At 69.1% G+C, this 22,827-nt stretch carries 24 protein-coding genes; 16 read left to right on the forward strand and 8 right to left on the reverse strand.

Translation table 11 applies throughout. From position 1 onward, the window contains the following. The first annotated feature begins 67 nt into the window (after nt 1-67). Together ACIPV2_RS09515 and ACIPV2_RS09520 are read left to right on the forward strand one after the other, a co-directional pair. Complete coding sequence (locus ACIPV2_RS09515) at nt 68-739, forward strand: acyl-CoA synthetase (protein ID WP_400840634.1); 672 nt, start codon at nt 68-70, stop codon at nt 737-739. After that, nucleotides 736-1,155: a hypothetical protein gene (locus ACIPV2_RS09520; RefSeq protein WP_400840636.1), complete on the forward strand. Its 420-nt coding sequence runs from the start codon at nt 736-738 to the stop codon at nt 1,153-1,155. The genes ACIPV2_RS09515 and ACIPV2_RS09520 overlap by 4 nt, the downstream gene beginning before the upstream one ends. A gap of 6 nt (nt 1,156-1,161) precedes the next feature. Here ACIPV2_RS09520 and ACIPV2_RS09525 read toward each other — a convergent pair whose 3' ends face one another. After that, nucleotides 1,162-2,241 (reverse strand): PQQ-dependent sugar dehydrogenase, encoded by a 1,080-nt coding sequence (locus ACIPV2_RS09525; protein ID WP_400840638.1) that lies wholly within the window; start codon nt 2,239-2,241, stop codon nt 1,162-1,164. 102 nt (nt 2,242-2,343) lie between these two features. On the opposite strand from ACIPV2_RS09525, the gene ACIPV2_RS09530 reads away from it, so the two are divergent. Continuing rightward, nucleotides 2,344-3,768, forward strand: coding sequence for an MFS transporter (locus ACIPV2_RS09530; protein ID WP_400840640.1), 1,425 nt, complete (start codon nt 2,344-2,346; stop codon nt 3,766-3,768). A gap of 28 nt (nt 3,769-3,796) precedes the next feature. Here the strand turns inward: ACIPV2_RS09530 and ACIPV2_RS09535 are convergent, their stop codons facing one another. Genes ACIPV2_RS09535 through ACIPV2_RS09545 form a run of 3 tightly spaced genes read right to left on the reverse strand, consistent with a single transcriptional unit; the run spans nt 3,797 to nt 6,100 of the window. Then, nucleotides 3,797-4,180 carry a DivIVA domain-containing protein gene (locus ACIPV2_RS09535; protein ID WP_400840642.1) on the reverse strand — a complete coding sequence of 128 codons (384 nt, stop codon included), beginning with the start codon at nt 4,178-4,180 and terminating at the stop codon, nt 3,797-3,799. Continuing rightward, nucleotides 4,177-5,550 (reverse strand): adenylosuccinate lyase, encoded by a 1,374-nt coding sequence (gene purB / locus ACIPV2_RS09540; RefSeq protein ID WP_400841794.1) that lies wholly within the window; start codon nt 5,548-5,550, stop codon nt 4,177-4,179. Before purB ends, ACIPV2_RS09535 begins: the two co-directional genes overlap by 4 nt. Before the next feature lie 37 nt (nt 5,551-5,587). Beyond that, nucleotides 5,588-6,100, reverse strand: a complete 513-nt coding sequence (locus tag ACIPV2_RS09545; protein ID WP_101187538.1) for a low molecular weight protein-tyrosine-phosphatase — start codon at nt 6,098-6,100, stop codon at nt 5,588-5,590. A gap of 113 nt (nt 6,101-6,213) precedes the next feature. On the opposite strand from ACIPV2_RS09545, the gene ACIPV2_RS09550 reads away from it, so the two are divergent. Both ACIPV2_RS09550 and ACIPV2_RS09555 read left to right on the forward strand, forming a co-directional pair. Then, nucleotides 6,214-6,474: a hypothetical protein gene (locus ACIPV2_RS09550; protein ID WP_400840644.1), complete on the forward strand. Its 261-nt coding sequence runs from the start codon at nt 6,214-6,216 to the stop codon at nt 6,472-6,474. After that, nucleotides 6,471-7,775 carry a hypothetical protein gene (locus tag ACIPV2_RS09555; protein WP_400840646.1) on the forward strand — a complete coding sequence of 435 codons (1,305 nt, stop codon included), beginning with the start codon at nt 6,471-6,473 and terminating at the stop codon, nt 7,773-7,775. Before ACIPV2_RS09550 ends, ACIPV2_RS09555 begins: the two co-directional genes overlap by 4 nt. A gap of 20 nt (nt 7,776-7,795) precedes the next feature. Here ACIPV2_RS09555 and ACIPV2_RS09560 read toward each other — a convergent pair whose 3' ends face one another. The 3 genes from ACIPV2_RS09560 to ACIPV2_RS09570 are packed head-to-tail and all read right to left on the reverse strand — an operon-like array spanning nt 7,796 to nt 8,810. After that, complete coding sequence (locus tag ACIPV2_RS09560; protein ID WP_101187541.1) at nt 7,796-8,197, reverse strand: phage holin family protein; 402 nt, start codon at nt 8,195-8,197, stop codon at nt 7,796-7,798. A 40-nt stretch (nt 8,198-8,237) separates the two neighbouring features. Next, a complete protein-coding gene (locus tag ACIPV2_RS09565; protein WP_400840649.1) occupies nt 8,238-8,600 on the reverse strand; it encodes a type II toxin-antitoxin system death-on-curing family toxin in 363 nt (120 codons plus the stop codon). Nucleotides 8,601-8,603: 3 nt separating this feature from the next. Next, a complete protein-coding gene (locus ACIPV2_RS09570; RefSeq protein ID WP_400840651.1) occupies nt 8,604-8,810 on the reverse strand; it encodes a CopG family ribbon-helix-helix protein in 207 nt (68 codons plus the stop codon). A 64-nt stretch (nt 8,811-8,874) separates the two neighbouring features. Here ACIPV2_RS09570 and ACIPV2_RS09575 point away from each other — a divergent pair, with 64 nt between their 5' ends. From ACIPV2_RS09575 to ACIPV2_RS09590, 4 genes are all read left to right on the forward strand, one after another. Beyond that, nucleotides 8,875-9,960, forward strand: a complete 1,086-nt coding sequence (locus ACIPV2_RS09575; RefSeq protein WP_400840653.1) for a histidinol-phosphate transaminase — start codon at nt 8,875-8,877, stop codon at nt 9,958-9,960. A gap of 83 nt (nt 9,961-10,043) precedes the next feature. After that, entirely contained in the window at nt 10,044-11,171 is a 1,128-nt protein-coding gene (locus tag ACIPV2_RS09580; protein ID WP_400840655.1) for a thiamine pyrophosphate-dependent enzyme, read from the forward strand. Beyond that, nucleotides 11,171-12,151, forward strand: a complete 981-nt coding sequence (locus ACIPV2_RS09585; protein ID WP_400840657.1) for an alpha-ketoacid dehydrogenase subunit beta — start codon at nt 11,171-11,173, stop codon at nt 12,149-12,151. Before ACIPV2_RS09580 ends, ACIPV2_RS09585 begins: the two co-directional genes overlap by 1 nt. Before the next feature lie 58 nt (nt 12,152-12,209). Beyond that, nucleotides 12,210-13,565, forward strand: coding sequence for a dihydrolipoamide acetyltransferase family protein (locus ACIPV2_RS09590; protein WP_400840659.1), 1,356 nt, complete (start codon nt 12,210-12,212; stop codon nt 13,563-13,565). Between the two features lie 190 nt (nt 13,566-13,755). On the opposite strand, the gene ACIPV2_RS09595 is transcribed toward ACIPV2_RS09590, so the two are convergent. Further along, complete coding sequence (locus ACIPV2_RS09595) at nt 13,756-14,976, reverse strand: ROK family protein (protein ID WP_400840661.1); 1,221 nt, start codon at nt 14,974-14,976, stop codon at nt 13,756-13,758. A gap of 147 nt (nt 14,977-15,123) precedes the next feature. Here ACIPV2_RS09595 and ACIPV2_RS09600 point away from each other — a divergent pair, with 147 nt between their 5' ends. The 7 genes from ACIPV2_RS09600 to ACIPV2_RS09630 all read left to right on the forward strand — a co-directional run bounded on the left by ACIPV2_RS09600 (nt 15,124) and on the right by ACIPV2_RS09630 (nt 22,791). Further along, nucleotides 15,124-16,380, forward strand: a complete 1,257-nt coding sequence (locus tag ACIPV2_RS09600; protein WP_400841796.1) for an ABC transporter substrate-binding protein — start codon at nt 15,124-15,126, stop codon at nt 16,378-16,380. Then, on the forward strand, nt 16,377-17,285 hold the full coding sequence (locus ACIPV2_RS09605) for a carbohydrate ABC transporter permease (RefSeq protein WP_400840663.1): 909 nt from the start codon (nt 16,377-16,379) through the stop codon (nt 17,283-17,285). The genes ACIPV2_RS09600 and ACIPV2_RS09605 overlap by 4 nt, the downstream gene beginning before the upstream one ends. Continuing rightward, nucleotides 17,285-18,187: a carbohydrate ABC transporter permease gene (locus ACIPV2_RS09610; RefSeq protein ID WP_400840665.1), complete on the forward strand. Its 903-nt coding sequence runs from the start codon at nt 17,285-17,287 to the stop codon at nt 18,185-18,187. The genes ACIPV2_RS09605 and ACIPV2_RS09610 overlap by 1 nt, the downstream gene beginning before the upstream one ends. A gap of 83 nt (nt 18,188-18,270) precedes the next feature. Next, on the forward strand, nt 18,271-19,944 hold the full coding sequence (locus tag ACIPV2_RS09615; protein WP_400840667.1) for a glycoside hydrolase family 13 protein: 1,674 nt from the start codon (nt 18,271-18,273) through the stop codon (nt 19,942-19,944). A gap of 152 nt (nt 19,945-20,096) precedes the next feature. Continuing rightward, a complete protein-coding gene (locus ACIPV2_RS09620; RefSeq protein ID WP_400840669.1) occupies nt 20,097-21,071 on the forward strand; it encodes a metal ABC transporter solute-binding protein, Zn/Mn family in 975 nt (324 codons plus the stop codon). 11 nt (nt 21,072-21,082) lie between these two features. Continuing rightward, nucleotides 21,083-21,934: a metal ABC transporter ATP-binding protein gene (locus ACIPV2_RS09625; RefSeq protein WP_400840671.1), complete on the forward strand. Its 852-nt coding sequence runs from the start codon at nt 21,083-21,085 to the stop codon at nt 21,932-21,934. Further along, complete coding sequence (locus ACIPV2_RS09630; RefSeq protein WP_400840673.1) at nt 21,931-22,791, forward strand: metal ABC transporter permease; 861 nt, start codon at nt 21,931-21,933, stop codon at nt 22,789-22,791. Before ACIPV2_RS09625 ends, ACIPV2_RS09630 begins: the two co-directional genes overlap by 4 nt. Nucleotides 22,792-22,827: the final 36 nt, after the last annotated feature.

Here is a 22,827-nt window from a genome sequence, read left to right on the forward strand (position 1 = left end):
CGCGACTGCGAGGCTGCGCAAAGGTGGCGCGACGTAGACTGGTCGGGTCACCGATCCGAGGACTGTCATGCCCGCCGCTTCCCACACGCGCACCGCGCGTCCCGCTACGGGGCGCCCTTTCACCGTGCGCACCGTGCAGCTCGCGCGCGCCCTCATGGCGGCTGTCGCCGCGATCATGATCACGTTCTCGCCCGATCACTCCGCCGCCGTCGGCCTGTCGTTGTTCGGCGGGTTCGCGATCGTCACCTCGCTGGTGCTGATCGTCGCCGCGATCATCGTTCACCGCGCGGGCCAGCGCTGGCCGTCGGTGCTGATGGGCGCGATCACGCTCGTCCTCGGCATGGCCGCGAGCATCTCGACCTGGCGCACCGACGCGCTGTTCTTCGTGCTCGTGATCACGTGGGCCGCGCTGACGGGTCTCGTCGAGCTGATCTCGGGCATCCGCTCGCGAGGCCAGGAGGGCTCTCGCGACGCGATCACCATCGGAGCGCTGGGACTGCTGCTCGCGGTGCTGCAGCTGTCCGTTCCCGTCGGATTCGTGCAGGACTACGCGGTCGAGGGGCACGAGATGTCGCTCACCGGCATCATCATCGGCGTGGGACTGTTCGGCGGCTACGCCGCCATCGTGGCGGTGTTCCTCGGCATCGCGGGGCTCGCACCCGCCGCGAAGAGCACCGCGACGACGGGCGAGACGACTGCCGGGGCCGACCGCCTGGCCGACCACGGAGGAGAGGCATGACCGACAACAAGCCGACGCGCAAAGAGATTCTGCGCCCGCTGCACCTCGTGGGCATCGCCCTCGCCGCCGGCGTCTTCGCGACGGTCGTCACCCTCGTCTCCACCGGGGCCTTCACCCAGCGCGTGAACCTGTCGATCGCCAAGGGCACCTATGAGGGTCTCACCCCGATCGGCTTGGGCCTGGTCATCGGCGGCGCCTCGTTCATCGTCACCCTCCTCGGTCTCGCGATGCTCATGCTCGCGGTCGACCCTGCGGATGTGACCAAGACCATCGATCGCCCGGTGCTCTTCGACCACGACGAGGCATCGTCGTCGCCGAAGACCGGCCAGACCGGCGCTTCGAACACCGGGCAGACCGGCGCGCCGAAGAGCGGGGAGCGCCGGGATGCCGGCGACGGCCCGGCCACGGCATCCTGACCCGCTTCATCCCTCCGGCAGCGTGAGCTGCAGCAGCCGATCGTCGTCGCGTCCGGGTGATCCACGACCGTCGGTGTTGTTCGTCAGCACCCAGAACGTGTCGCCGGGACCGGCGATGACGTCGCGGAGCCGACCGAACTCGCCGGTGTAGACCGGCCAGGGCTCGATGCTCGGCGTGGCCGTGTCATACAGCCAGAGCCGCCCGCCGCGCAGCCCCGCGACGTACACGACGTCGTCGATCACCGCGATCCCGCTGGGACTCGCCTCGCCGGGCGCCCAGACTGCGACCGGATCGATCGCGTCAGCCGCCCGCGCGAATCCCTCGTGGTCGGGCCAGCCGTAGTCGCCTCCCGCGTCGATGCGGTTCAGCTCATCCCAGGTGTCCTGCCCGAACTCGCTCGCCCACAGGGTGCCGTCGTCGGTCCACGCGAGACCCTGCACATTGCGATGGCCGAGGCTGTACACCGCGGTGCCGAACGGGTTCCCGCGCGCCGGCTCCCCCTCCGGCGTCACCCGCAGGATCTTCCCGCCGAGGTGGTCGCGGTCGCGAGCACGCTCGCGCTGCCCGGCATCGCCCGTGGCGATGTAGAGCATCCCGTCCGGGCCGAAGGCGATCCGTCCGCCGTCGTGGGTCGACGCACGGGGGATGCCTGAGACCACCACCTCGACTTCGCCGAGGGTCAGTGAGCCGGGCTCGCCGGCGAGCGGCATCCGCACCACCCGGTTGTCGTCCGCGGCACCGTGATAGGCGTAGAGCCAGCGCGTCTCGCCGTCATCGAGCAGCGCGAGCCCGTGCAGACCGGACTCGCCGCCCGAGACGACCCCGGGCACGACGCCCGCCTCGCGCAGGTCTCCGGATGCCGTCAGCTCGAGCACCTCGCCTCCGTCGCGCTGTGAGATCAGCGCCCCGCCGGCGTCGAGCCGCACCACCGACCACGGCGCGGCCAGACCCGATGCGAGAGTCACCGGCTCTGCGTTGGCCGTGTCGATCGGGCCCACGGCGGGCGGCCGCGGGATGCCGGGAGCCGAGCACCCCGCGAGAACGAGAGCGCCGAGCACGATCGCGGGTGCGACGCGTCGTCTCATCGGCCGCTCCTCTCAGGCGTGTGCTCTCCAGCATCCGCCACTTCGCGCCGCCGATCCACCCGCAGCGGGAATAGATCGGTCGTGGTCCGGCTTGGCCTTGTCATGACCGTCTCCGTCGATCGCGCCTCCGTCGGTCTGCGATCAGAGCGCGGCCCCGTGCTCGGCGCGCTCATGCTCGCCACCGGGCTCATCGCGATCGACACCACGATCCTCGCCACCGCCGTCCCGACGATCGTGCGGGATCTCGGCGACTATCAGCTGTTCCCGTGGCTGTTCTCGGTCTACCTCCTCGCGCAGGCGGTGAGCGTGCCCATCTACTCGCGCTTCGCCGACACGATCGGCCGCAAGCCGATCATTCTCATCGGCATCGGGCTGTTCCTCGCCGGATCTGTGCTGTGCGGGTTCGCATGGAGCATGCTCACGCTCATCCTGTTCCGCGTCGTGCAGGGTCTCGGCGCAGGCGCCGTGGGCCCGATGGCCATGACGATCGTGGGCGACATCTACACCGTCGCCGAGCGGGCCAAGGTGCAGGGCTACATGGCGAGCGTCTGGGCGATCTCATCGGTCGTCGGCCCGTCGCTCGGCGGGATCTTCGCGCAGCTGGATGCCTGGCGATGGATCTTCTTCGTCAACGTGCCGCTGTGCCTGCTGGCCGGATGGATGCTGATCACCAGGTATCACGAGCAGGTGGAGCGGAAGCGGCACCGGATCGACTACCTCGGTGCCGTTCTGCTGACGCTCGGGCTCACCGGCATCATCCTGGGACTGCTCGAGGGCGACAGCGCCTGGGCCTGGCTCTCGTGGCAGAGCGCGATCTGCTTCGGCGGAGGTGCGCTGCTTCTCGTCGCCTTCGCCTTCGTCGAGAAGCGGGCAGCGGAGCCGATCATCGACTTCGCCCTCATCACGCGGCGGCTCATCCTCACGTGCACGGCCGTCGCCTTCGGCGTCGGGGCGCTCACCATCGGCGTGACCAGCTTCGGCCCTGCCTACCTGGAAGGCGCGGGCGGGGCCATCCCGCTCATCTCCGGGCTCGCGGTCGCGGCATTGAGCATGGGCTGGCCGCTCGCGGCATCCCTCGTCGGCCGGCTGTACCTGCGCATCGGCTTCCGCCGCACGGTGCTGATCGGCATGTCGATCACGACCGTCGGGGCGGCCGGTCTGGTGCTCATCGCACCCTGGCCGAATCCGCTGCTGTTCGCCGCCGTCGCCTTCGTGCTCGGATTCGGGCTCGGCTGGACGGCCGCGCCGACGCTCATCGGCGCCCAGGCGGCCGTCGGCTGGGGAGAGCGCGGCGCCGTGACGGGCATGAACGGCTTCGCCCGATCCGCGGGAAGCGCGGTCGGTGTGGCCGTGCTCGGAGCCATCTCGAACTCGCTGCTCGACGCCGGCAAGGGCGCGGGTGACCCCGCCACCGTCGTCTGGGCGTCGACGTGGGTGTTCGTCGGCGCCGCCGTGTTCGCGGCACTGACGCTGCTCGCCGCGGTGCTCATGCCGCGCGACGACGTGCCCGAGCCGGACGCGGTGTGACGGCGCTCAGCGCGCCAGGCGCTGACGCTCAGCCGTCGCGGCGCTGGCCGAGGTTCTTCTTGATGTCCTCGAGCATGCCGCGCAGCCTCGCCTCGTCCCGCGCGTCCTGAGCAGCGCGCACCTGCGTCTGCTGACCGTTCTGTCCGCGACGGTTCAGCTGCGCGGCGACTCGGTCGAGCAGGTCGTCCACAGCGTCGGCGTCGTACCCGGAGCCGAGTAGACCCACCGCAGGGAACTGCTTCCGCGTCACGTCATCCGGTGCGAGCGTCGTCGTCAAGCTCGATTCCGCCTTCTTCAGCGAGGCGACGGCCTCATCGAGGAAGGCGTCGACCGCGTCGACCGCGTAGCGCTGACCCGACCGCCGCCGCCGAATCCGCACGTCGGCCAGCTCTGCGGCGGTGATTCCGGTCATCGCGCCAGGCGCTCGGCGATGCCCGTGTAGCTCGCCGGCGTGAGCGCGAGGAGGCGCTGCTTCGCGGCATCCCCGATCTCGAGCTTCTCGACGAACTCCGCCAGCTCCGCGCCGCCGACTCGGTGACCACGGGTGAGCTCCTTGAGCAGCGCGTACGGGTCGCTGATGCTCGAGCGGCCGGCGACGACCTCGGCGCGGATGACGGTCTGGATCGCCTCGGCGAGCACCTCCCAGTTGTGGTCGAGGTCGTCGAGAAGCACGTCGCGCCGCAGCGAGATCGCGTTCAGGCCCCGGCGCAGGTTGTCGAGCGCGAGCAGCGAGTGCCCGAACGCGACGCCGATGTTGCGCTGGGTGGTGGAATCGGTGAGATCGCGCTGGAGACGCGAGGTCACCAGCGTCTGCGAGAGCGAGTTCAGCAGCGCGCCCGACAGCTCGAGGTTCGCCTCGGCGTTCTCGAAGCGGATCGGGTTGATCTTGTGCGGCATGGTCGACGATCCGGTCGCGCCGGCGACGGGGATCTGCGCGAAGTAGCCGAGCGAGATGTAGGTCCAGACGTCCGTGGCGAGGTTGTGCAGGATGCCGCCGGCGTGACGCACCCGGTCGTACAGCTCGACCTGCCAGTCGTGCGACTCGATCTGCGTGGTGAGCACGTTGAATCCGAGGCCCATGCCCTCGATGTACTCGCGGGCGATGGTCGGCCAGTCGGCATCCGGGTCGGCCGCCAGGTGTGCAGACCAGGTGCCGGTCGCGCCAGAGAACTTCGCCAGGTAGTCGGATGCCGCGATCTGACCCCGCACGCGCTCCAGGCGCCACGCGAAGACGGCGAGCTCCTTGCCCATGGTCGACGGCGTCGCGGGCTGACCGTGCGTGCGCGACAGCATCGCGGCGTCGGCGTGCTCGACGGCCAGCTCGCGCAGCTTGGCGATCACGAGGTCGAGGGCGGGCAGCCAGACCTGCTCGACGGCGCGCTTCACGGTGAGCGCGTACGAGGCGGAGTTGATGTCCTCGCTGGTGCAGGCGAAGTGGGTGAGCTCGGCGATGGCATCCAGGCCCAGCGTCTGAAGCCGGTCGCGCACCAGGTACTCGATCGCCTTCACGTCGTGCTGGGTGACGGCTTCCTTCTCAGCCAGCCAGTCGATCTCGGCCTGACCGAAGTCGCGGTACAGCGCGCGGAGGCTCTCCTTCTCGGCATCCGGCAGCGGCGTCGTCTCGAACAGCGACCGGTCGGTGAGAGCGATCAGCCACTCCACCTCGACCTCGACGCGGGCGCGGTTCAGGCCCGCCTCGGAGAGGTAGTCGGCGAGACCTGCGACGGCGGCCTGGTAGCGGCCGTCGAGAGGGCTGAGCGGCTGGGTCGGGAGCGAAGGCAGAGAAGTCAGGGCAGGTCCTCCTGCTCAGGGTCCCGCGTCACGCGAGACGGCGATGGGATGCCCGCACAGCCGGCTCCAGCTGTGCGAAGAGGCCGCGGGTGGCGGTCTCAATCATACCGAGCACCGAATCGAACATCGCGGGGCCGGCGTAGTACGGATCGGGTACATCCATGCTCGACGCGTGCGGATCGTAGGCGCGCAGCAGCGTGACCTTGCCCTCGTCGTCCTCGCTGCGCGCCCACGCCCGCAGGATGCGCTCGTGGGTGCGATCGAGGGCGACGATCAGATCGTTCTCCGCGAAGGATGCGGCGCTGAACTGCTTCGCGCGGTGCGTCGACCCGTCGAGCCCGCGTCGGCTGAGCGCGTCGAGCGTGCGGCCGTCGGCGCGCTCGCCGACATGCCAGTCACCCGTACCGGCGCTGCGCGAGATGACGCGCGCGCCGAGTCCGCGCTGCGCGGAGAGCGCGCGAAGCACCACTTCGGCCATCGGGGAGCGACAGATATTGCCTGTGCAGACGAAGATGACGCGGAAGGGATCCGGGTCGGTCATCACACCATTCTGCCCGCAACCACTTCCGTCCCCAATCGCTGATCTCGTCGACTTGTGCACAGCGCCCAGGATCCCGGTGGGGCGGGGCTCGCAGAGTCGCGCACGCTGGACGCATGCTCACGATCTCCCCTCCCGGTGCACCGTCGGCCGATGAGATGGCAGCGGTGCTCACCGGGGTCCGCCTGCTCGACGATGCGCTCGACACCCTCGCGCAGGTGCGAACGGAGCTGGCGCGGCTGGTCGCCGACACGCACTGGCGAGCGGACGCCGTGGAGATCCTGCGTGCGTCGCTCATCGAGCGGCGGCACCGCGTCGACACGTACTGCTCAGAAGTCGCCGCGCAGCGCGACGCCTGCATGCGAGCGATCGCATGAGCAGCGACCTGCAGATCACCGGCGGGGGAGCCATCGCCGTCGATCCCGAGCAGATGCGAGCGGTATCGGATCGCATGGCCGCAGTGGCCGCGCGGCTGACCGATGCCGGGGAAAGCGTTCGCCGAGCGCACGGGTCTCTGATCGCCGCGTGGAGCACGGCGACGCGCATCGAGCTGTGGGCGCTCTGGGCGACCGCGCAGAGGCTCGCAGACGAGGGCGAAGCTCTCGCGTCCGATGCCGCAGGAACGGCGATCATGGCGGATGCCTTCGAACTGGCGGACCTGCGCGCGGAGCAGGACATGCTCTCGACCCAGCTGCCCGCCGCGGCGGACCGGCTGCAGGCGCGCATCGATGCGCTGCTCGACTCGAACCCCGAGCTCGACGCCATGGCGTCGACCCTCACCTCGACGTGGCAGAGGTCATCCACGGCCGGTCTGCTCGCGCAGCCCCTGGATGCGATCGCCTGGGGCGCGCTCAGCATGCAGGCCGCGGTGCCCGTGTGGATACTCGCGGGGCTGCTGCGCAGCGGCACGAGAGTGATGGGCACGGTTCCGAGCGGCACAGGCATCACGGGCGGAGCCCCGCCGGTCGTCGTCAGGCGGGTGTCGACGGCGTCTGTCGACGGTTCGGCCGTGACGTTGAAGCAGCTCGTCACGCGCCTGCCGGGCGGCAAGGCGCAGGTCGCTGTCGAGAAGCGCACCCATGCCGATGGGGCGGTTTCGTTCGTCGCCTACATCGACGGCACGCGCAGCATGACCAGTGGCGGGGACGACCCGTGGGACATGGGGTCGAACTGGGACCTCTACGTCGATCGCGAGCAGAGCGCGGCATATGCGGCGACTCTCGAGGCGCTGCAGCTGGCCGGGGCGGAGGAGGGAGCGCGGGTGGACCTGGTCGGATACTCGCAGGGCGCGGCGATCGCGGGGGCGGTGGCGATGAGCGGCATGTACGAGACGCCCCGGGTGATGATCGTCGGCAGCCCGGCCGTCCCATCGCTGGAGACCGATCAGACCCTCATCCGCGTCTTCCACACCGATGACCCGGTCGGCGCCGGCCTGACTGCGGGTGGGCCGGCGTATGCGACCGGTTCGCCGGAGAGCATCACGGTCTCTCGCGAGTATGCGACGAGGAGCGAGCTGAGTTCGGTGCCGTCGCACTTCCGCGACGCCTACGACGAGACGATCGCCCAGGCCGAGACCTCGGGCGATGCGCGAGTGAAGAGCCTGCACGAGAGTCTGCGTGCGGAGGCGCACGACATCGTCTCGGTCGAGCGGATGGAGTTCCAGGCGACGCGGCCGTGAGACCCGTCGACGGCGTCGCGTCAGCCGCGCTTCTTCTTCTCCTGCGGACGCAGGATGCCGCCGAGGATCGCGTTGATGACCGAGATGAGGAAAGCAGCGACGACGCCCCACCAGAACGACTCGACGGTCAGTCCCCAGCTGAACGCGCTCGTGATCCATGCCGTGATCCATAGCAGCAGCCCGTTGATGATGAACGAGATCAGACCGAGCGTGAGGATGTACAGCGGGAATGCCACGATGCGGATCACCGTGCCGATGATCGAGTTGACCAGCGCGAAGACCGCACCGACGGCGAGCAGAGTCAGCACGACCTGCAGGTCCTCGCCCGGGGCGAACGGCCGGATGCCGATACCGAGGACCGGGATCAGCGTGACGACCCAGATGGCGAAGGCGTTGATGACGACGCGGATGAGGAATCGCATGTGCCGATCCTGTCACGTCGGGGGTGTGCGCGCTCGAGCTTCAGCGGATGTGGGATCGGAAGACGTCGGCGATCTCATGCAGCTCGAGCCTGCTCTGCGACACGGCGAGAACGAGGTCGAACGCCTCATCATTCGTGAAGGTCACCTCGTACCCGTTCAGTTCGATGAAGATGAAGGAGAGATACAGGGAGAGGCGCTTGTTGCCATCGAAGAGCGAGTGGTTCTGAGCGACTGAACTGATGAGAGCGGCGGACTTCTCCTCGAGCGTCGGGTACGCATCGACCCCGAACATCCCGGCCGAAGGGCGTGCCAGAGCAGAGAAGAGCAGACCTTCATCCCGCACGCGCAGGCCCAGTGAGGCGACGAGAGCGAGCGCTTGCTGGGGCTCGATGTATTCCGTCATCGGCTACGCGTCTTCGAGGCGCTTGAGCACGCCGGCGTACCGCTCCGTGACGCCATCGGCGATCCGGAGGACGCGATCAGTCTTCGATTCGCTGTCCGCAAAACGGGCAGCGGCTTCGATGATGATCGCGTGCTTCGACGTGTGCCGGCGCGCCGCAATCTCGTCGAGCTTCGCGTCGAGGTCAGAGGGAAGTCGCAGGTTCATCGCCATACCAGAATGGTACTGCCTTACGCATCGTCGTCGGGGCCGATGCCGCCGCTCATAGACTGATGCCGTGACCGAGCCGATCCTGCCCCGCATCCGTCCTGAGATCGCCGCCCTGCCGCCGTACCGCCAGGGCAAGCAGGCAGGTCCTGACGCATTCAAGCTCTCCAGCAACGAGAACCCTTTCGAGCCGCTTCCGTCGGTGCTCGAGGCGCTGCAGTCGACCACGCCGGTGAACCGCTACCCCGACGCCTCCGCAGCGGCGCTGCGCGCCCGCCTCGGGGTGAAGTACGGCGTCGAGCCCGATGCGGTGCACGTCGCCGCGGGATCGGTGTCGATCCTGCACCAGCTCGTGCTCGGCACCGCGTCCGTCGGCGACGAGGTGGTCTACGCCTGGCGCTCGTTCGAGGCGTACCCGAGCCTTCCGCTTGTCGCGGGTGCGACCGGCGTGCAGGTGCCCCTTCGACAGGCTCAGGGACCGAATTCCGGGGGGCGGCACGACCTCGACGCGATGGCGGATGCCATCACCGAGCGCACCCGCGTGGTGATCGTCTGCACGCCGAACAACCCCACCGGGCCGATCGTCACCAGCGCGGAGTTCGCGGCCTTCGTCGCCCGCGTGCCGCAGGACGTGCTGATCATCCTCGACGAGGCGTACGCCGAGTTCGTCACCGCGCCCGATGCGGTCGACGGTCTCGCCGAGCGGATCTTCCAGCGGCATCCGAACGTGGTCGTGCTGCGCACCTTCTCGAAGGCATACGGGCTCGCCGGTCTGCGCGTGGGCTATGCCATCGGGCATCCGCGCGTGCTCGACGCCGCGCGCACCACCGGCATCCCGCTCTCCGTCACCAGTGCGGCCGAGCGCGCGGCGATCGCCAGCCTCGACGCCGAGGCCGAGCTCCGCGAACGGGTGTCGGTGATCGTCGAGCGCCGCACCCGCCTGCTCGGCGGCCTGCGCGCGCAGGGCTGGCAGGTGCCCGACTCGCAGGCGAACTTCGTCTGGCTGCCCGCGGGCGAGCGCACCGACGAGGTCGCCGCGGCCTTCGACGCCGCCGACCTCATCGTGCGTCCTTTCTCGGGCGACGGCATCCGCATCTCGGTCGGCGAAGAGGAGTCGATCGACCGCGTGCTGGCCGTCGCGAAGTCGCTGCTCTGACAGCGGAAGTCCAGGTGCCGGGCACTTACTAGGGTGCCCTAGGTATGCGTGACCTGGCATGCCGACGTGGGTAGCGTGGTCGGGTGACCCCGATCGAAGCACCCCTCGTCCGCGTCCTCGCCGACGACGGCAGCTATGCGCCATCGGCCGAGGCTGAGCGCTACCTGCCCCTCATCGACGCGCTGACCGACGCCGAGCTCGAGCAGTTCTACCGAGACATGGTCGTCATCCGCGCGATCGACACCCAGGCGACCAACCTGCAGCGCCAGGGCCAGCTCGCCCTGTGGCCGCCGAGCCGCGGGCAGGAGGCCGCTCAGGTCGGCTCCGCACGCGCCGCCCGCACCCAGGACACGCTGTTCCCCTCTTATCGTGAGCACGCCGTCACCCGCATCCGCGGCGTCGATTCCGTCGACATCCTCAAGGTCATGCGCGGCACCTCGCACGGCGGCTGGAACCCCACCGATCCCAAGAACGGCAACACCCGCATCTACACGCTGGTGCTCGGATCGCAGACCCTGCACGCCGCCGGTTATGCGATGGGCCTCACCTTCGACGGCCGCACCGGCACCGGTGATGTCGAGCGCGACGAGGCCGTCGTCGTCTACTACGGAGACGGTGCCTCCAGTCAGGGCGATGTGCACGAGGCGATGGTCTTCGCCGCCAGCTACGACGCTCCCGTGCTGTTCTTCCTGCAGAACAACCACTGGGCCATCTCGGTGCCCGTCGAGACCCAGTCGAAGGTGCCGCTGGTCGGCCGTGGCGCGGGGTACGGCATCCCGTCGGTGCGCGTCGACGGCAACGACGTGCTCGCCAGCTACGCCGTCTCGCGCACCCTGCTCGACGAGTCGCGCAGCGGCCTCGGCCCGCGTGCGATCGAGGCGGTCACCTACCGCATGGGCGCGCACACGACCAGCGACGACCCCACCAAGTACCGCCACTCCGACGAGGAGCAGCAGTGGGCGCAGCGCGACCCGATCGCGCGCATGCGCGCGTTCCTCGAGGGTCGGGGCGCGCCGGCATCCCTGTTCGAGGAGACGGATGCCGAAGCGGCGGACGCCGCCGAAGACCTGCGCAGCCGCGCCGTCACCCTCACCTCACCCGAGCGGCCGCTGATCTTCGACCACGTGTACAGCGATCCGCACCCGCTGATGGTCGAGCAGAAGGCGTGGCTGAACGCGTACGAGGCCTCGTACGAAGGAGGGGCGCACTGATGACCATCGAGTCGATGCCCATGTCGAAGGCGCTCAACGCCGGTCTGCGCAAGGCGATGGAGGACGACCCGCGCGTGCTGCTGATGGGGGAGGACATCGGTCGCCTGGGCGGCGTCTTCCGCATCACCGAGCACCTGCAGCGCGACTTCGGCGCTCGCCGCGTGCTGGACACCCCGCTCGCCGAGTCCGGCATCGTCGGCACCGCGATCGGGCTCGCCATGGCGGGATTCCGACCGGTGGTCGAGATCCAGTTCGACGGCTTCGTGTTCCCCGCCTTCGACCAGATCACCTCGCAGCTGGCGAAGATCACGAACAGGCACGAGGGTGCGCTGTCGATGCCCATCGTCATCCGCATCCCGTACGGAGGGCACATCGGCGCCGTCGAGCACCACCAGGAGAGCCCGGAGGCGTACTTCAGCCACACTCCCGGCCTGCGGGTGGTCGCGCCGTCGACGTCGAACGACGCGTACTGGATGATCCAGGAGGCGATCCGCTCGAACGACCCGGTCATCTTCCTCGAGCCGAAGAGCCGCTACTGGCAGAAGGGCGAGGTCGAGCTCGAGGCATCCGCTCTGCCCCTGCATGCCTCGCGCGTGGTGCGCCGCGGCCGCGACGTGACCCTTGTGGGTCACGGCGCCATGGTCACCACGCTGCTGCAGGCGGCAGCCCTCGCCGAGGCCGAGGGCACCAGCTGCGAGGTCGTCGACGTGCGATCGCTCTCGCCGGTCGACTACGGCCCGATCCTCGACTCGGTGCGCTCCACCGGCCGCATGATCTATGCGCAGGAGGCGCCGGGTCACACCAGCGTCGGCAGCGAGATCGCCGCGACCGTCATGGAGCGTGCGTTCTATGCCCTCGAGGCGCCGGTGCTGCGGGTGTCGGGCTTCGATACGCCGTTCCCGCCCGCCAAGCTCGAGGGCACCTACCTGCCGGATGCCGACCGCATCCTCGAAGCCGTCGACCGCTCGCTCGCCTACTGACACAACCCGGTCGTTGAGCGAGCGCAGCGAGACGAAACGCACAGCCGAAGGAGTTCTCATGACCACCGAAACCTTCACCCTTCCCGACGTCGGCGAGGGCCTCACCGAAGCCGAGCTCGTCGCGTGGAAGGTCGCCCCCGGCGATGCCGTGGCGATCAACGACGTCATCTGCGAGATCGAGACCGCCAAGTCGCTGGTCGAGCTGCCCTCGCCGCATGCGGGTGTCGTCGGCGAGCTGCTGGTCGCCGAGGGCGTGACGGTGGAGGTCGGGTCGCCGATCATCACCTTCGTGTCCGAGTCCGAGGCGGCGGATGCGGGTGTCGCGGCGAACCCGAAGGATCCCGCTGCTCCGCCCGCGACGGACGAGGGCGGCGGTTCAGTGCTCGTCGGATATGGAACCGGGGGAGGGGCGACCTCGCGCCGGCGCACCTCTCGACAGGCTCAGGGACCGAGTGGCAGGGTTCAGGGACCGAGCGGACAGGGTCTGGTGCGCTCGTCGGTCGGCGTGATCGCGAAGCCGCCGATTCGCAAGCTCGCGCGTGACCTGAACGTCGAGCTCACCGAGGTCACGCCCACGGGCGCCGACGGCGAGGTCACCCGCGACGATGTCGTGAAGCACGCGGAGCAGGCGAGCGTGTTCCGCAACATCGAGACTCCGGCGTGGGGCGCGGTCCGCGAGGAGAAGCTGCCGGTCCAGCCGCAGGTCGATGACGGGCGCTCCGAGTCGATTCCGGTGAAGGGCGTGCGCAAGGCGACCTCGTCAGCGATGGTGCAGAGCGCGTACTCGGCGCCGCATGTGACGGTGTGGAAGGAGATCGACGCGACCCGCACGATGGATCTCGTGAAGCGTCTGAAGGCGTCGCCGGACTACGCCGACATCCGCGTCTCGCCGCTGCTGGTCATGGCCCGTGCGGTGATCTGGGCCGCTCGCCGCACCCCGATGGTCAACGCCGCCTGGGTCGACACCGACTCGGGCGCCGAGATCGCGGTGCGTCACTACGTGAACCTCGGCATCGCGGCCGCCACTCCCCGCGGGCTGCTGGTGCCGAACATCAAGGACGCGCAGGACCTGAGCATGAAGGACCTCGCCCGCGCGCTGAACCGCCTGACGCTCACGGCGCGCGAGGGCAAGACGAGCCCCGCCGACCAGCAGGGCGGCACCATCACGATCACGAACATCGGCGTCTTCGGCATGGACGCCGGCACTCCGATCATCAATCCCGGCGAGGCCGGTATCGTCGCCATGGGCACGATCGCCCAGAAGCCGTGGGTCGTCGATGGCGAGGTGCGCCCCCGCTGGGTCACGACGGTGTCGGGCTCGTTCGATCACCGCGTGATCGACGGCGACGGCATGAGCCGCTTCATCGCCGACGTCGCCTCGATCCTCGAAGAGCCCGCCCTGCTCGTGGACTGACGCACCCCGCTGGTGCGGGGTCACTTGCGTACGCGAGAGTCCCCGTTTCCGTACGTTCCTGACCGCGCACGCTCCGGCGCTGCTCCGCGGGGGTCGCCCGTGGCAGGTGCACGTGTGCGGGGTCAGAAACGCACGCCATCAGGGCTGTGTCCGCACCCAACTGGCCTCGCAGGCGCGTCGGTGCTCGACGTCACGCCCGGGCGGTGAGCCTGCGCTCCGCCAGCAGGGGCACGGCCCGCTCGCGCGCTGCGCGCCGCGCGGTCGCCACCGCGCCGAGCGAGACGACCTCCGCACCCAGCGACGACGCGAGCAGCTCGGGCGCGGGCAGGTGCAGCTGAGTGGGCAGCACGGTGCGCGCAGCGGCCAGCACGGGCTCGATGCTCTCGGCGATCGCCCCGCACACGATGACGCGGGCGGGGTCGTACATGCTGCCCAGCACCCCGACCACGCGAGCGAGCGTGTCGCCGAGCCGGCTGGCGACGAGCAGTGCGTGGGGATCACCGGCTGCGGCGAGCTCGAGCATCAGACGGGTGTCGATGCGGTCGGTGTCGACCAGGCGTCCCACCCGGCTACCGGCATCGATCTCGCCCGACTCCACGGCGGCCAGCAGCTGATGGTGCAGTGTCGGGCCGAGCCCGAAAGCACCTGCCACCCCGATGATGTGGTCGAACACGATCCCCTCGCCCACGCCGCCGTGCGCACCGTGCAGCAGGTGCCCGTCGACGACGACCCCGCCGCCGAAGCGCTCGCCCGCGAGCAGCGCGACGTAGTCGCGGCATCCGACGGCAGCGCCCAGGCTGCCCTCCGCGACGGCGGCGAGCACCGAGTCGTTCTTCACGTCGACGATGGGCGCCCACCCGTGGAGTGCTGCGGCCAGGCCGGGATTGGTTCTCTCCCAGAATCCCTCCGGATGCGGCGGCGAGACGCCGTCGCGGTTGACGGGAGCGGCGACGCCCGCGCAGATCGCCAGCAGATCCTCACGAGTCCGACCGGCATCGCGCAGCGCCTGCTGCAGCTGCTCGACGATGATCGCCCGGCGCTCGGCCGGGGTCTCCTCCGGATCGATCTCGGTGCGGCGCTCGGCGAGCGTCGTCTCGAGCGGGTCTGCGATCGTCACGGCCAGGTGCGTGTCGCCCGCGTCGATTCCCGCGACCACGCCGAGGTCGGGGGAGAGTGTGAAGCGTCGTGCCGGCCGCCCGGCGCGATACGCTCCGGCGGCTCTCGCGTTGGGCAGCTCCGTCAGGATCTCTGCGCTGACCAGCGTCGCCAGCGCCTCTATCGCGGTCGACCGGGTGATGGCGGTGGATGCCATGGCATCCGTCGCCGTGAACTCTCCTGCCGTCCAGGCATAGTCGAGGACTGCTCCGACACTGGCCCTGCCCGTGCCGAGGTCTGCGGGGATATCGCTCACAGCTCTTGACCTCGTCCCTTCCCTCTGAGAGAGTACCGGCAAGCGATTAAATCTAGTCACTAGATTTACTCTCCGGATGTTCAGATCGGAAGGACGACGGTGTCTGTGAAATCTTCCCGCGCGGTGCGCTTGGCGGCGAGCACCGCGATGCTCGCGCTGCTCGGCTCCGCCCTCGTCGGCTGCTCGTCAGACGGCCGCGAGACCATCCGCTTCACGTTCAGCAAACGCGAGGCGATCGAGTTCATGACGGACCTCGTCGCCGACTACAACGCGTCGCAGGACGACGTTCGCGTCGAGATCGACACCTCGGGTGTCGACGTCGTCTCCGCGAGCTTCGTGCGGGGCAACCCGCCCGACATCATGCTCGCCAACTACAACTACGAGGTCGCGCGGTTCGTGCAGCGCTGCGCGCTCAGCGACCTCGGCGGCACCGACGCCGCGAAGAACGTGCGCGACGACCTGCAGCCGCTCATGGCGCAGTACGGGTCGTGCGAGGGGCGCACCAGCGCACTGCCCTACTCGGTGATGGCCGCCTCGGTCATCTACAACAAGCAGATCTTCGCCGATCAGGGACTCGAAGTGCCGCGCACCTGGGACGAACTGCTGCAGGTGGGCGATCAGTTGAAAGAGGCCGGGATCACTCCGTTCTACGCGACGTTCAAAGACGACTGGACCGTGGGCCAGGGCTGGTACGACTACTCAGCCGGCGGGTCGCTCGACGTCATCGACTTCTTCGACGCGCTGGCGAAAGAGGGCGCCGAGGTCGGCCCCGATTCGAAGGTCTCGTTCGAGAAGGACTTCGCCGAGCCGATGGAGCGGATGCTGCAGCTCGCGCAGAACTACACGAACGACGACGCTCCCAGCCGCGGCTACGGCGATGGCAACCTCGCCTTCGCGAAGGGCGAGGCGGCCATGTACCTGCAGGGCCCGTGGGCGTTCAGCGAGATCGCCAAGACCTCGCCCGACCTGGAGCTCGGCACCTTCCCGCTTCCGATGACCGATGACCCCGACGACCTCGCTGTGCGCGTCAACATGGACCTCGCGGTGATGATCCCTGAGGAGTCAAGTCACAAGAAGGCTGCTCGGGACTTCCTCGAGTTCCTCTACGAGCCCGAGAACATCGAGTCCTACAACGCCTCCCAGCTGGGGTTCACCCCGCTCACGGATGCCCCGGCACCCGATGATCCACGCGTGGAGGGCATGATCGAGTACTACGACGAGGGCCGCATCTACCAGGGCCCGTCGGTGCTGGTGCCCCGCGTCATCCCGACCAACGGCTACGCGCAGTCCATGGTGCTCGGAGCCGAGCCGGCAGGCGTGCTGCGCACCATGGACGCCGACTGGGCTCGCATCGCCTTCCGCGCCCCGGCGCCCACCAGTCAGACGAAGGAGTCGGCAGAATGAGCACCTCGAACGTCGTCACCGCGGGCGACGGCACCCGCCGGCGCAGCTCGCGCCGTGTCGAGCCCATCTACTACTTCTTCCTCGTCCCCACCCTCGTGCTGTTCACTCTGGCGATCACCGTTCCCGGCGTGATCGGCATCTTCTTCAGCTTCACCGACTCGATCGGGCTCGGCGAGTGGAACTTCAACGGACTGACGAACTACATCGCCATGTTCAGCGACCCGGCGATCCTGCAGAGCTACCTGTTCACCTTCGGCTTCTCGATCGCGACGGTCATCCTCGTCAACATCACGGCGTTCCTGCTCGCGGTGGGGCTCACCTCGCGCATCCGGTTCAAGACCGGCCTGCGCACGATCTTCGTCATCCCGATGGTGATCTCGGGCATCATCATCGCGTACGTCTTCAACTTCCTGTTCTCGAACTCCATCCCTGCGGCGGGAGCTGCGACGGGCATCGAATGGCTGCAGACGAGTCTGCTCGCGAACCCCGACCTCGCGTGGGTCGCGATCGTCATCGTCACGGCGTGGCAGGCCATCCCCGGCACCATGCTCATCTACGTCGCCGGCCTGCTGTCCGTGCCGGGCGACGTGTACGAGGCGGCGTCGATCGACGGCGCGACCAAGTCTCAGCAGCTCACGCGCATCACTATTCCGCTGGTCGCGGGCTACGTGGTGATCAACATCATCCTCGGCTTCAAGGGCTTCCTGAACGCCTACGACATCATCGTCGGCCTCACCAACGGCGGACCCGGCACCTCCACCCGCAGCGTCGCGATGACGATCATCGCGGGCTTCAACGGCGGCGACTACGCCTACCAGATGGCCAACGCGACGATCTTCTTCATCGTCGCGGTGCTCATCTCCCTCCTCCAGCTCTCGCTGACGCGCGGAAGGAATGCGCTCTGATGACCACTCAGCCCGCCATCACCACGGCATCCACCACCGCCATCGTCCTCGGCCCGACCGGCCGCCGGCCCCGTCAGAAGATGGAGCGCGTCAACTGGTCGGGAACGATCATCCTCATCCTGTGCGCGGTCACCGTGCTGCTGCCGCTCTACGTCACGATCTCGATGGCGTTCAAGACCACCGGGCAGGCCGTCGACGGCAACGCGTTCTCGCTGCCGGCGCCGTTCAGCATCGACGGCTTCGTGCAGGCCTGGACCCTCACGAAGTTCCCGGTCGGTGCGGCCATCTCGATGCTCGTCACCGCAGGCACGGTGATCGCGACCATCGTGCTGGCGGCCTTCGCCTCCTACGCGATCGTGCGCAACTGGGACCGCCGGTTCTTCCGGTACTCCTTCTTCTACCTGCTCGCGGCGATGTTCATCCCGTTCCCGGTGGTGGCGCTGCCGCAGATCCAGCTGACCGGCCGGGTAGGGCTCGACAACCCTCTCGGCGTGATCATCCTCGCCACGATGTTCCAGCTCAGCTTCAGCGTGCTGCTGTTCACCGCGTTCCTGCGCTCGATCCCCATCGAGCTCGAGGAGAGCGCGCGCATCGACGGCGCGTCCACCTGGCAGACCTTCTGGAAGCTGATCTTCCCGCTGCTCGCGCCGATGAGCGCCACGGTCGGGATCTTCGCGTTCCTCTACGCCTGGAACGACTTCATGATGCCGTCGCTGATCATCTCGGACCCCAACCTGCAGACTCTTCCGGTGCGGCAGAACCTGTTCCAGAACCAGTTCAGCAACAACTACAACGTCGCCTTCGCCTCGTACCTCATGGCCATGGCACCCGCGATCGTCGCCTACCTGTTCACGCAGCGCTGGGTGATGGAGGGCGTCACGCAGGGCGCCGTCAAGGGCTGATGCTTCGGCAGGCTCAGCAACCCAGGGGGCAGGCTCAGCACCCCATGAGACCGACCACGACCACCCGCAAGACAAGGAGCTTCATGACCGACCCGTCCCTCGCCGAGCAGAACGCCATCGACCCCGCGGCCTGGTGGCGCCAGGCCGCCGTCTACCAGATCTACCCGCGCAGCTTCGCCGACGCCAACGGCGACGGGATCGGCGACATCGCCGGCATCCTCTCCCGTGTCGACTACCTGGCCGAGCTGAGCATCGATGCGGTCTGGCTCAGCCCCTTCTACCCCTCGGCGCTCGCCGACGGCGGCTACGACGTGGCCGACTACCGTGACGTCGACCCTCGCATCGGCACCCTCGAGGAGTTCGATCGGATGGTGACGGCGCTGCACGAGCGCGGCATCCACGTGATCGTCGACATCGTCCCGAACCACTCCTCCAACCTGCACGAATGGTTCCAGGAGGCGCTGTCCGCCGGACGCGGCTCGGCCGCCCGGGAACGGTACATCTTCCGCGAGGGCACCGGTCCCGACGGCAGCGAGCCGCCCACCGACTGGGTGTCGGTGTTCGGCGGGGGAGCCTGGGAGCGCGTGGAGGACGGGCAGTGGTACTTCCACCACTTCGCCGTCGAGCAGCCCGACCTGAACTGGTCGCACCCCGAGGTGCGCGCCGACTTCCTGAAGACGCTGCGGTTCTGGTCGGATCGCGGCGTCGACGGCTTCCGCATCGACGTCGCCCACATGCTCACCAAGGACCTCACCGAGCCGCTGCCCAGCCGCGCCGAGCTGGAGGCTATCGACACCACCACCGGGCAGCATCCCATCACCGATCGTGATGACGTGCACGAGGTGTACGCCGAATGGCGCCAGGTGTTCAACGAGTACGACCCGCCGCGCACCGCGGTCGCCGAGGCCTGGGTGCAGACGCCTGAGCGGCGAGCCCGATACGCCTCGGCGGAGGGTCTCGGTCAGGCGTTCAACTTCGATCTGCTGGAAGCCGACTTCGACGCCGAGCAGTTCCGCAGCCTCATCACGGTGAACCTCGCGCAGAGCGAGCTGACCGGCTCGTCGACGACGTGGGTGCTCTCGAACCACGACGTCACGCGGCACGCCACGCGCTACGGGCTGCCGCCGCTGAACGGCCGCCACGTCAAGCAGGGCACCGAGTGGGTGGCCGCGGGCGGCCCGGAAGACCAGCTCGACCGCGAGCAGGGACGCCGGCGCGCAGAGGCCGCCACCCTGCTGCTGCTCGGTCTGCCCGGCAGCACCTACCTCTACCAGGGGGAGGAGCTGGGCCTGCACGAGGTCGCCGACATCACGCCCGAGCAGCGTCAGGACCCCGCCTTCTTCCGTGGCGCGGAGTTCGACGGCCTCGGCCGCGACGGATGCCGGGTGCCGCTGCCGTGGAGCGCCGAGGGGTCGTCGTTCGGCTTCGGCTCCGACGGCGCCCACCTGCCCCAGCCGTCGTGGTTCGCCCAGTACGCGGTGGATGTGGAGGAGGCGGATCCGGCATCCACCCTCGCGCTCTACCGGAAGGCGCTCGGCCTGCGTCGTCAGCTGCAGACCGAGGAGAAGCTCGACTGGCGCGAGACGGGGCGCGCCGACGTGCTGCACTTCGTGCGCCCGAACGGCTGGCAGGTGGTGACGAACTTCGGCACGGAGCCGTTCGATCTCGGTGCCGACGCGGATGCCATGGTGCTGAGCAGCCAGCCGCTTCGCGATGGCGCCCTGCCGGCGGAGGCGACGGCCTGGCTGAAGGCCTGACGCGCACCGCAGCTGCGTGAGTGGTCAGAAACGTACGCGAACCGTCCCGTTCGCGTACGTTTCTGACCTCCGAGCGGCTCACGGCACGGCTTGGCGGCAGGCCGACCGTCGTCGAGTTGAGAATGGTTCTCATTAGCAATTAGAGTGGACGCATGCACAAGCGCCTCTCCGCCCTCGCCCTCGCCGCAGCATCTGCTCTCGTCCTCAGTGGATGCACGACTTCGGCCGATGACGGTGAGACCGGCGCACTGCGGGTGGTGGCCTCGACCAATGTCTACGGTCAGCTGGCGACCGAGATCGGCGGCGACCGGGTGGAGGTCACCAGCCTGATCGACTCCGCCGCGAAGGACCCCCACGGATACGAAGCCTCCGCCCGTGACCGTCTCGCTGTGCAGAAGGCCGACCTCGTGATCGAGAACGGCGGCGGCTACGACGCGTTCATGGACGAGCTGATCGACGGGTCGGATGCCGTCGTCATCACCGCCGCGGAGTTCTCCCATGATTATCCGGATGCCGTGGTCGACGACCACGACGAAGACGACGCGCACGACGAGCACGCGGACGACCACGCGGCCGACCACGACGGCCACTCGCACATCAACGGTTTCAACGAGCACGTCTGGTTCGACGTGCACACCGTGTCGCACGTCGCCGAGCAGATCGCGGCCGACCTCACCGAGCTCGACCCCGCGGGTAAGGCGCAGTACGTCGCCGCCGCGGAGAAGCTCGCCGGTGAGCTCGAGGCGATCGAGGGCGAACTCGACGCCCTGCACGCGACGCTCGAGGGCACGCCGGTATTCATCACCGAACCGCTGCCCGGCGCGCTCGCCGCGGCGGCGGGTCTCGACGACGTCGCACCCGAAGGCTTCGCATCCGCGGTCGAAGAGGGCAACGAAGTCGCCCCCGCGATCCTGCTCGAGTCGCTGTCGCTCGTCGAAGACGGCGGAGTGCGCGCGGTGCTCGCCAACGCGCAGACGGGCGGAGCCGAGACGAGCCGCATCGAAGACGCCGCGAAGGACGCGGGCATCCCGGTCATCACCTTCCACGAGCTGCTGAGCGCCGACCAGTCGTACGCTGAGTGGATGCGCTCCGCGATCTCCGACCTCGCCGCGGCTCTTCGCGGATGAGCGCGGCCCCGATGAGCGACGCCGGATCGAGCGTGCTCGAGATCCGCGGGGCGGCTCTGCATCGCTCGGGCCGCGAGCTGTGGTCGGGACTCGACCTCGATGTCGCGCCGGGGGAGTTCCTCGCCGTGCTCGGCCCATCCGGATCGGGCAAGACGACGCTGCTGCGCAGCATCCTGGGCCTGCAGCCCCTCTCGGCCGGAAGCATCCGGGTCGGGGGCGGCCTTCGACAGGCTCAGGCACCCAGAAGGGGCGACCGCCGGATCGGCTACGTGCCGCAGCAGCGACCGCTGCCCCCCGACACCAGCATGCGCGCACGCGACCTCGTCGCGCTCGGCGTGAACGGCAGCCGCTTCGGCCTGCCCATCCCGCACCGCGGCGATCGCGCGCGCGTGGACTCCCTGCTCGAGGGCGTCGGCGCCGCACACTACGCCGACCGCCCGGTCGGACTGCTCTCGGGCGGCGAGCAGCAGCGCCTGCGCGTCGGCCAGGCTCTCGCCGACGACCCCACGCTGCTGCTCTGCGACGAGCCGCTCTCGGGTCTCGACCTCGCCAACCAGCGCGGCATCACCGGCATCATCGACCGTCAGCGACGCCAGGGCGCCGGAGTGCTGTTCGTCACCCACGACGTCAATCCGATCCTGGGCCTCGTCGACCGCATCCTGTACATCGCCGGCGGCCGCTTCGTGCTCGGCACCCCAGACGAGGTGCTGCAGAGCCGCGTGCTCACCGAGCTGTACGGCACGGCCGTGTTCGTGCTGCGCGCCGGCGACCGGCTGGTGGTCGTCGGAGCGCCGGATGCCGAGGGCACGCACGCCCACGAGCACTCCGACGACGGCCCCTCGCACCAGGGAGCGCACGCATGAGGCCGCTGCTCGACTGGGGCGACGTCTTCTCGTTCCAGGACTACGGCGAGCTGCTCGCCCTGCTCTCGAACTCGCTCATCGCGGGCGCCGTCCTCGGCATCGTCGGCGGGCTGATCGGCGTCTTCGTCATGCAGCGCGATCTCGCCTTCGCCGTGCACGGTGTGAGCGAGCTGTCGTTCGCCGGCGCCGCGGCCGCGCTGCTGTTCGGCGGCAGCGTGGTCGTGGGCTCACTCGGCGGGGCGCTGGTGGCCGCGATCCTCATCGGCGTGCTGGGCGCGAAGGCGCGCGACCGCAACTCCATCGTGGGCGTGCTGATGCCGTTCGGGCTGGGCCTGGGCATCCTGTTCCTCTCACTCGTCGACGGGCGCACGGCCAACCGCTTCGGTCTGCTGACCGGTCAGATCGTGTCGGTCTCGAACCCGGATCTCGGCTGGCTGATCGGCATCTGCGCGGTCGTCCTGATCGGACTGCTGCTGATGTGGCATCCGCTGCGCTTCGACTCGCTCGACGCGGAATCCGCGGCGGCGCGCGGTGTGCCGGTGCGCGCGGTCAGCCTCGTCTTCATGGTGCTGCTCGGACTGATCGTCGCGGTGAGCGTGCACATCATCGGTGCGCTGCTGGTGATGGCTCTGCTGGTCACCCCGGCAGCGGCGGCGATGCGCCTGTCGAGCGGGCCGGTCGCGGTGCCGCTGCTGTCAGCGCTCTTCGGATTCACGGCTGCGGTCGGGGGCATCCTGCTCGCGCTCGCCGGAACGCTTCCGGTGAGCCCGTACATCACCACCATCTCGTTCCTGATCTATGCGGGCTGCTGGATCACGCAGCGGGTCAGGTCGCGGGTTCGCCGAGTGGGTCGCTAAGCGAGATACCCGCTGACCGCCTGCACAGGCGCCCGG

Source organism: Microbacterium sp. NPDC089987 (genome assembly GCF_044748505.1).
Lineage (GTDB): Bacteria > Actinomycetota > Actinomycetes > Actinomycetales > Microbacteriaceae > Microbacterium.

Coding starts and splice junctions, on each gene's coding strand:
- ACIPV2_RS09515 (WP_400840634.1), top strand. CDS start 68: ATGCCCGCCGCTTCCCACACGCGCACCGCGCGTCCCGCTACGGGGCGC.
- ACIPV2_RS09520 (WP_400840636.1), top strand. CDS start 736: ATGACCGACAACAAGCCGACGCGCAAAGAGATTCTGCGCCCGCTGCAC.
- ACIPV2_RS09525 (WP_400840638.1), bottom strand. CDS start 2,241: ATGAGACGACGCGTCGCACCCGCGATCGTGCTCGGCGCTCTCGTTCTC.
- ACIPV2_RS09530 (WP_400840640.1), top strand. CDS start 2,344: ATGACCGTCTCCGTCGATCGCGCCTCCGTCGGTCTGCGATCAGAGCGC.
- ACIPV2_RS09535 (WP_400840642.1), bottom strand. CDS start 4,180: ATGACCGGAATCACCGCCGCAGAGCTGGCCGACGTGCGGATTCGGCGG.
- ACIPV2_RS09545 (WP_101187538.1), bottom strand. CDS start 6,100: ATGACCGACCCGGATCCCTTCCGCGTCATCTTCGTCTGCACAGGCAAT.
- ACIPV2_RS09550 (WP_400840644.1), top strand. CDS start 6,214: ATGCTCACGATCTCCCCTCCCGGTGCACCGTCGGCCGATGAGATGGCA.
- ACIPV2_RS09555 (WP_400840646.1), top strand. CDS start 6,471: ATGAGCAGCGACCTGCAGATCACCGGCGGGGGAGCCATCGCCGTCGAT.
- ACIPV2_RS09560 (WP_101187541.1), bottom strand. CDS start 8,197: ATGCGATTCCTCATCCGCGTCGTCATCAACGCCTTCGCCATCTGGGTC.
- ACIPV2_RS09565 (WP_400840649.1), bottom strand. CDS start 8,600: ATGACGGAATACATCGAGCCCCAGCAAGCGCTCGCTCTCGTCGCCTCA.
- ACIPV2_RS09570 (WP_400840651.1), bottom strand. CDS start 8,810: ATGGCGATGAACCTGCGACTTCCCTCTGACCTCGACGCGAAGCTCGAC.
- ACIPV2_RS09585 (WP_400840657.1), top strand. CDS start 11,171: ATGACCATCGAGTCGATGCCCATGTCGAAGGCGCTCAACGCCGGTCTG.
- ACIPV2_RS09590 (WP_400840659.1), top strand. CDS start 12,210: ATGACCACCGAAACCTTCACCCTTCCCGACGTCGGCGAGGGCCTCACC.
- ACIPV2_RS09600 (WP_400841796.1), top strand. CDS start 15,124: ATGCTCGCGCTGCTCGGCTCCGCCCTCGTCGGCTGCTCGTCAGACGGC.
- ACIPV2_RS09605 (WP_400840663.1), top strand. CDS start 16,377: ATGAGCACCTCGAACGTCGTCACCGCGGGCGACGGCACCCGCCGGCGC.
- ACIPV2_RS09610 (WP_400840665.1), top strand. CDS start 17,285: ATGACCACTCAGCCCGCCATCACCACGGCATCCACCACCGCCATCGTC.
- ACIPV2_RS09615 (WP_400840667.1), top strand. CDS start 18,271: ATGACCGACCCGTCCCTCGCCGAGCAGAACGCCATCGACCCCGCGGCC.
- ACIPV2_RS09620 (WP_400840669.1), top strand. CDS start 20,097: ATGCACAAGCGCCTCTCCGCCCTCGCCCTCGCCGCAGCATCTGCTCTC.
- ACIPV2_RS09625 (WP_400840671.1), top strand. CDS start 21,083: ATGAGCGACGCCGGATCGAGCGTGCTCGAGATCCGCGGGGCGGCTCTG.
- ACIPV2_RS09630 (WP_400840673.1), top strand. CDS start 21,931: ATGAGGCCGCTGCTCGACTGGGGCGACGTCTTCTCGTTCCAGGACTAC.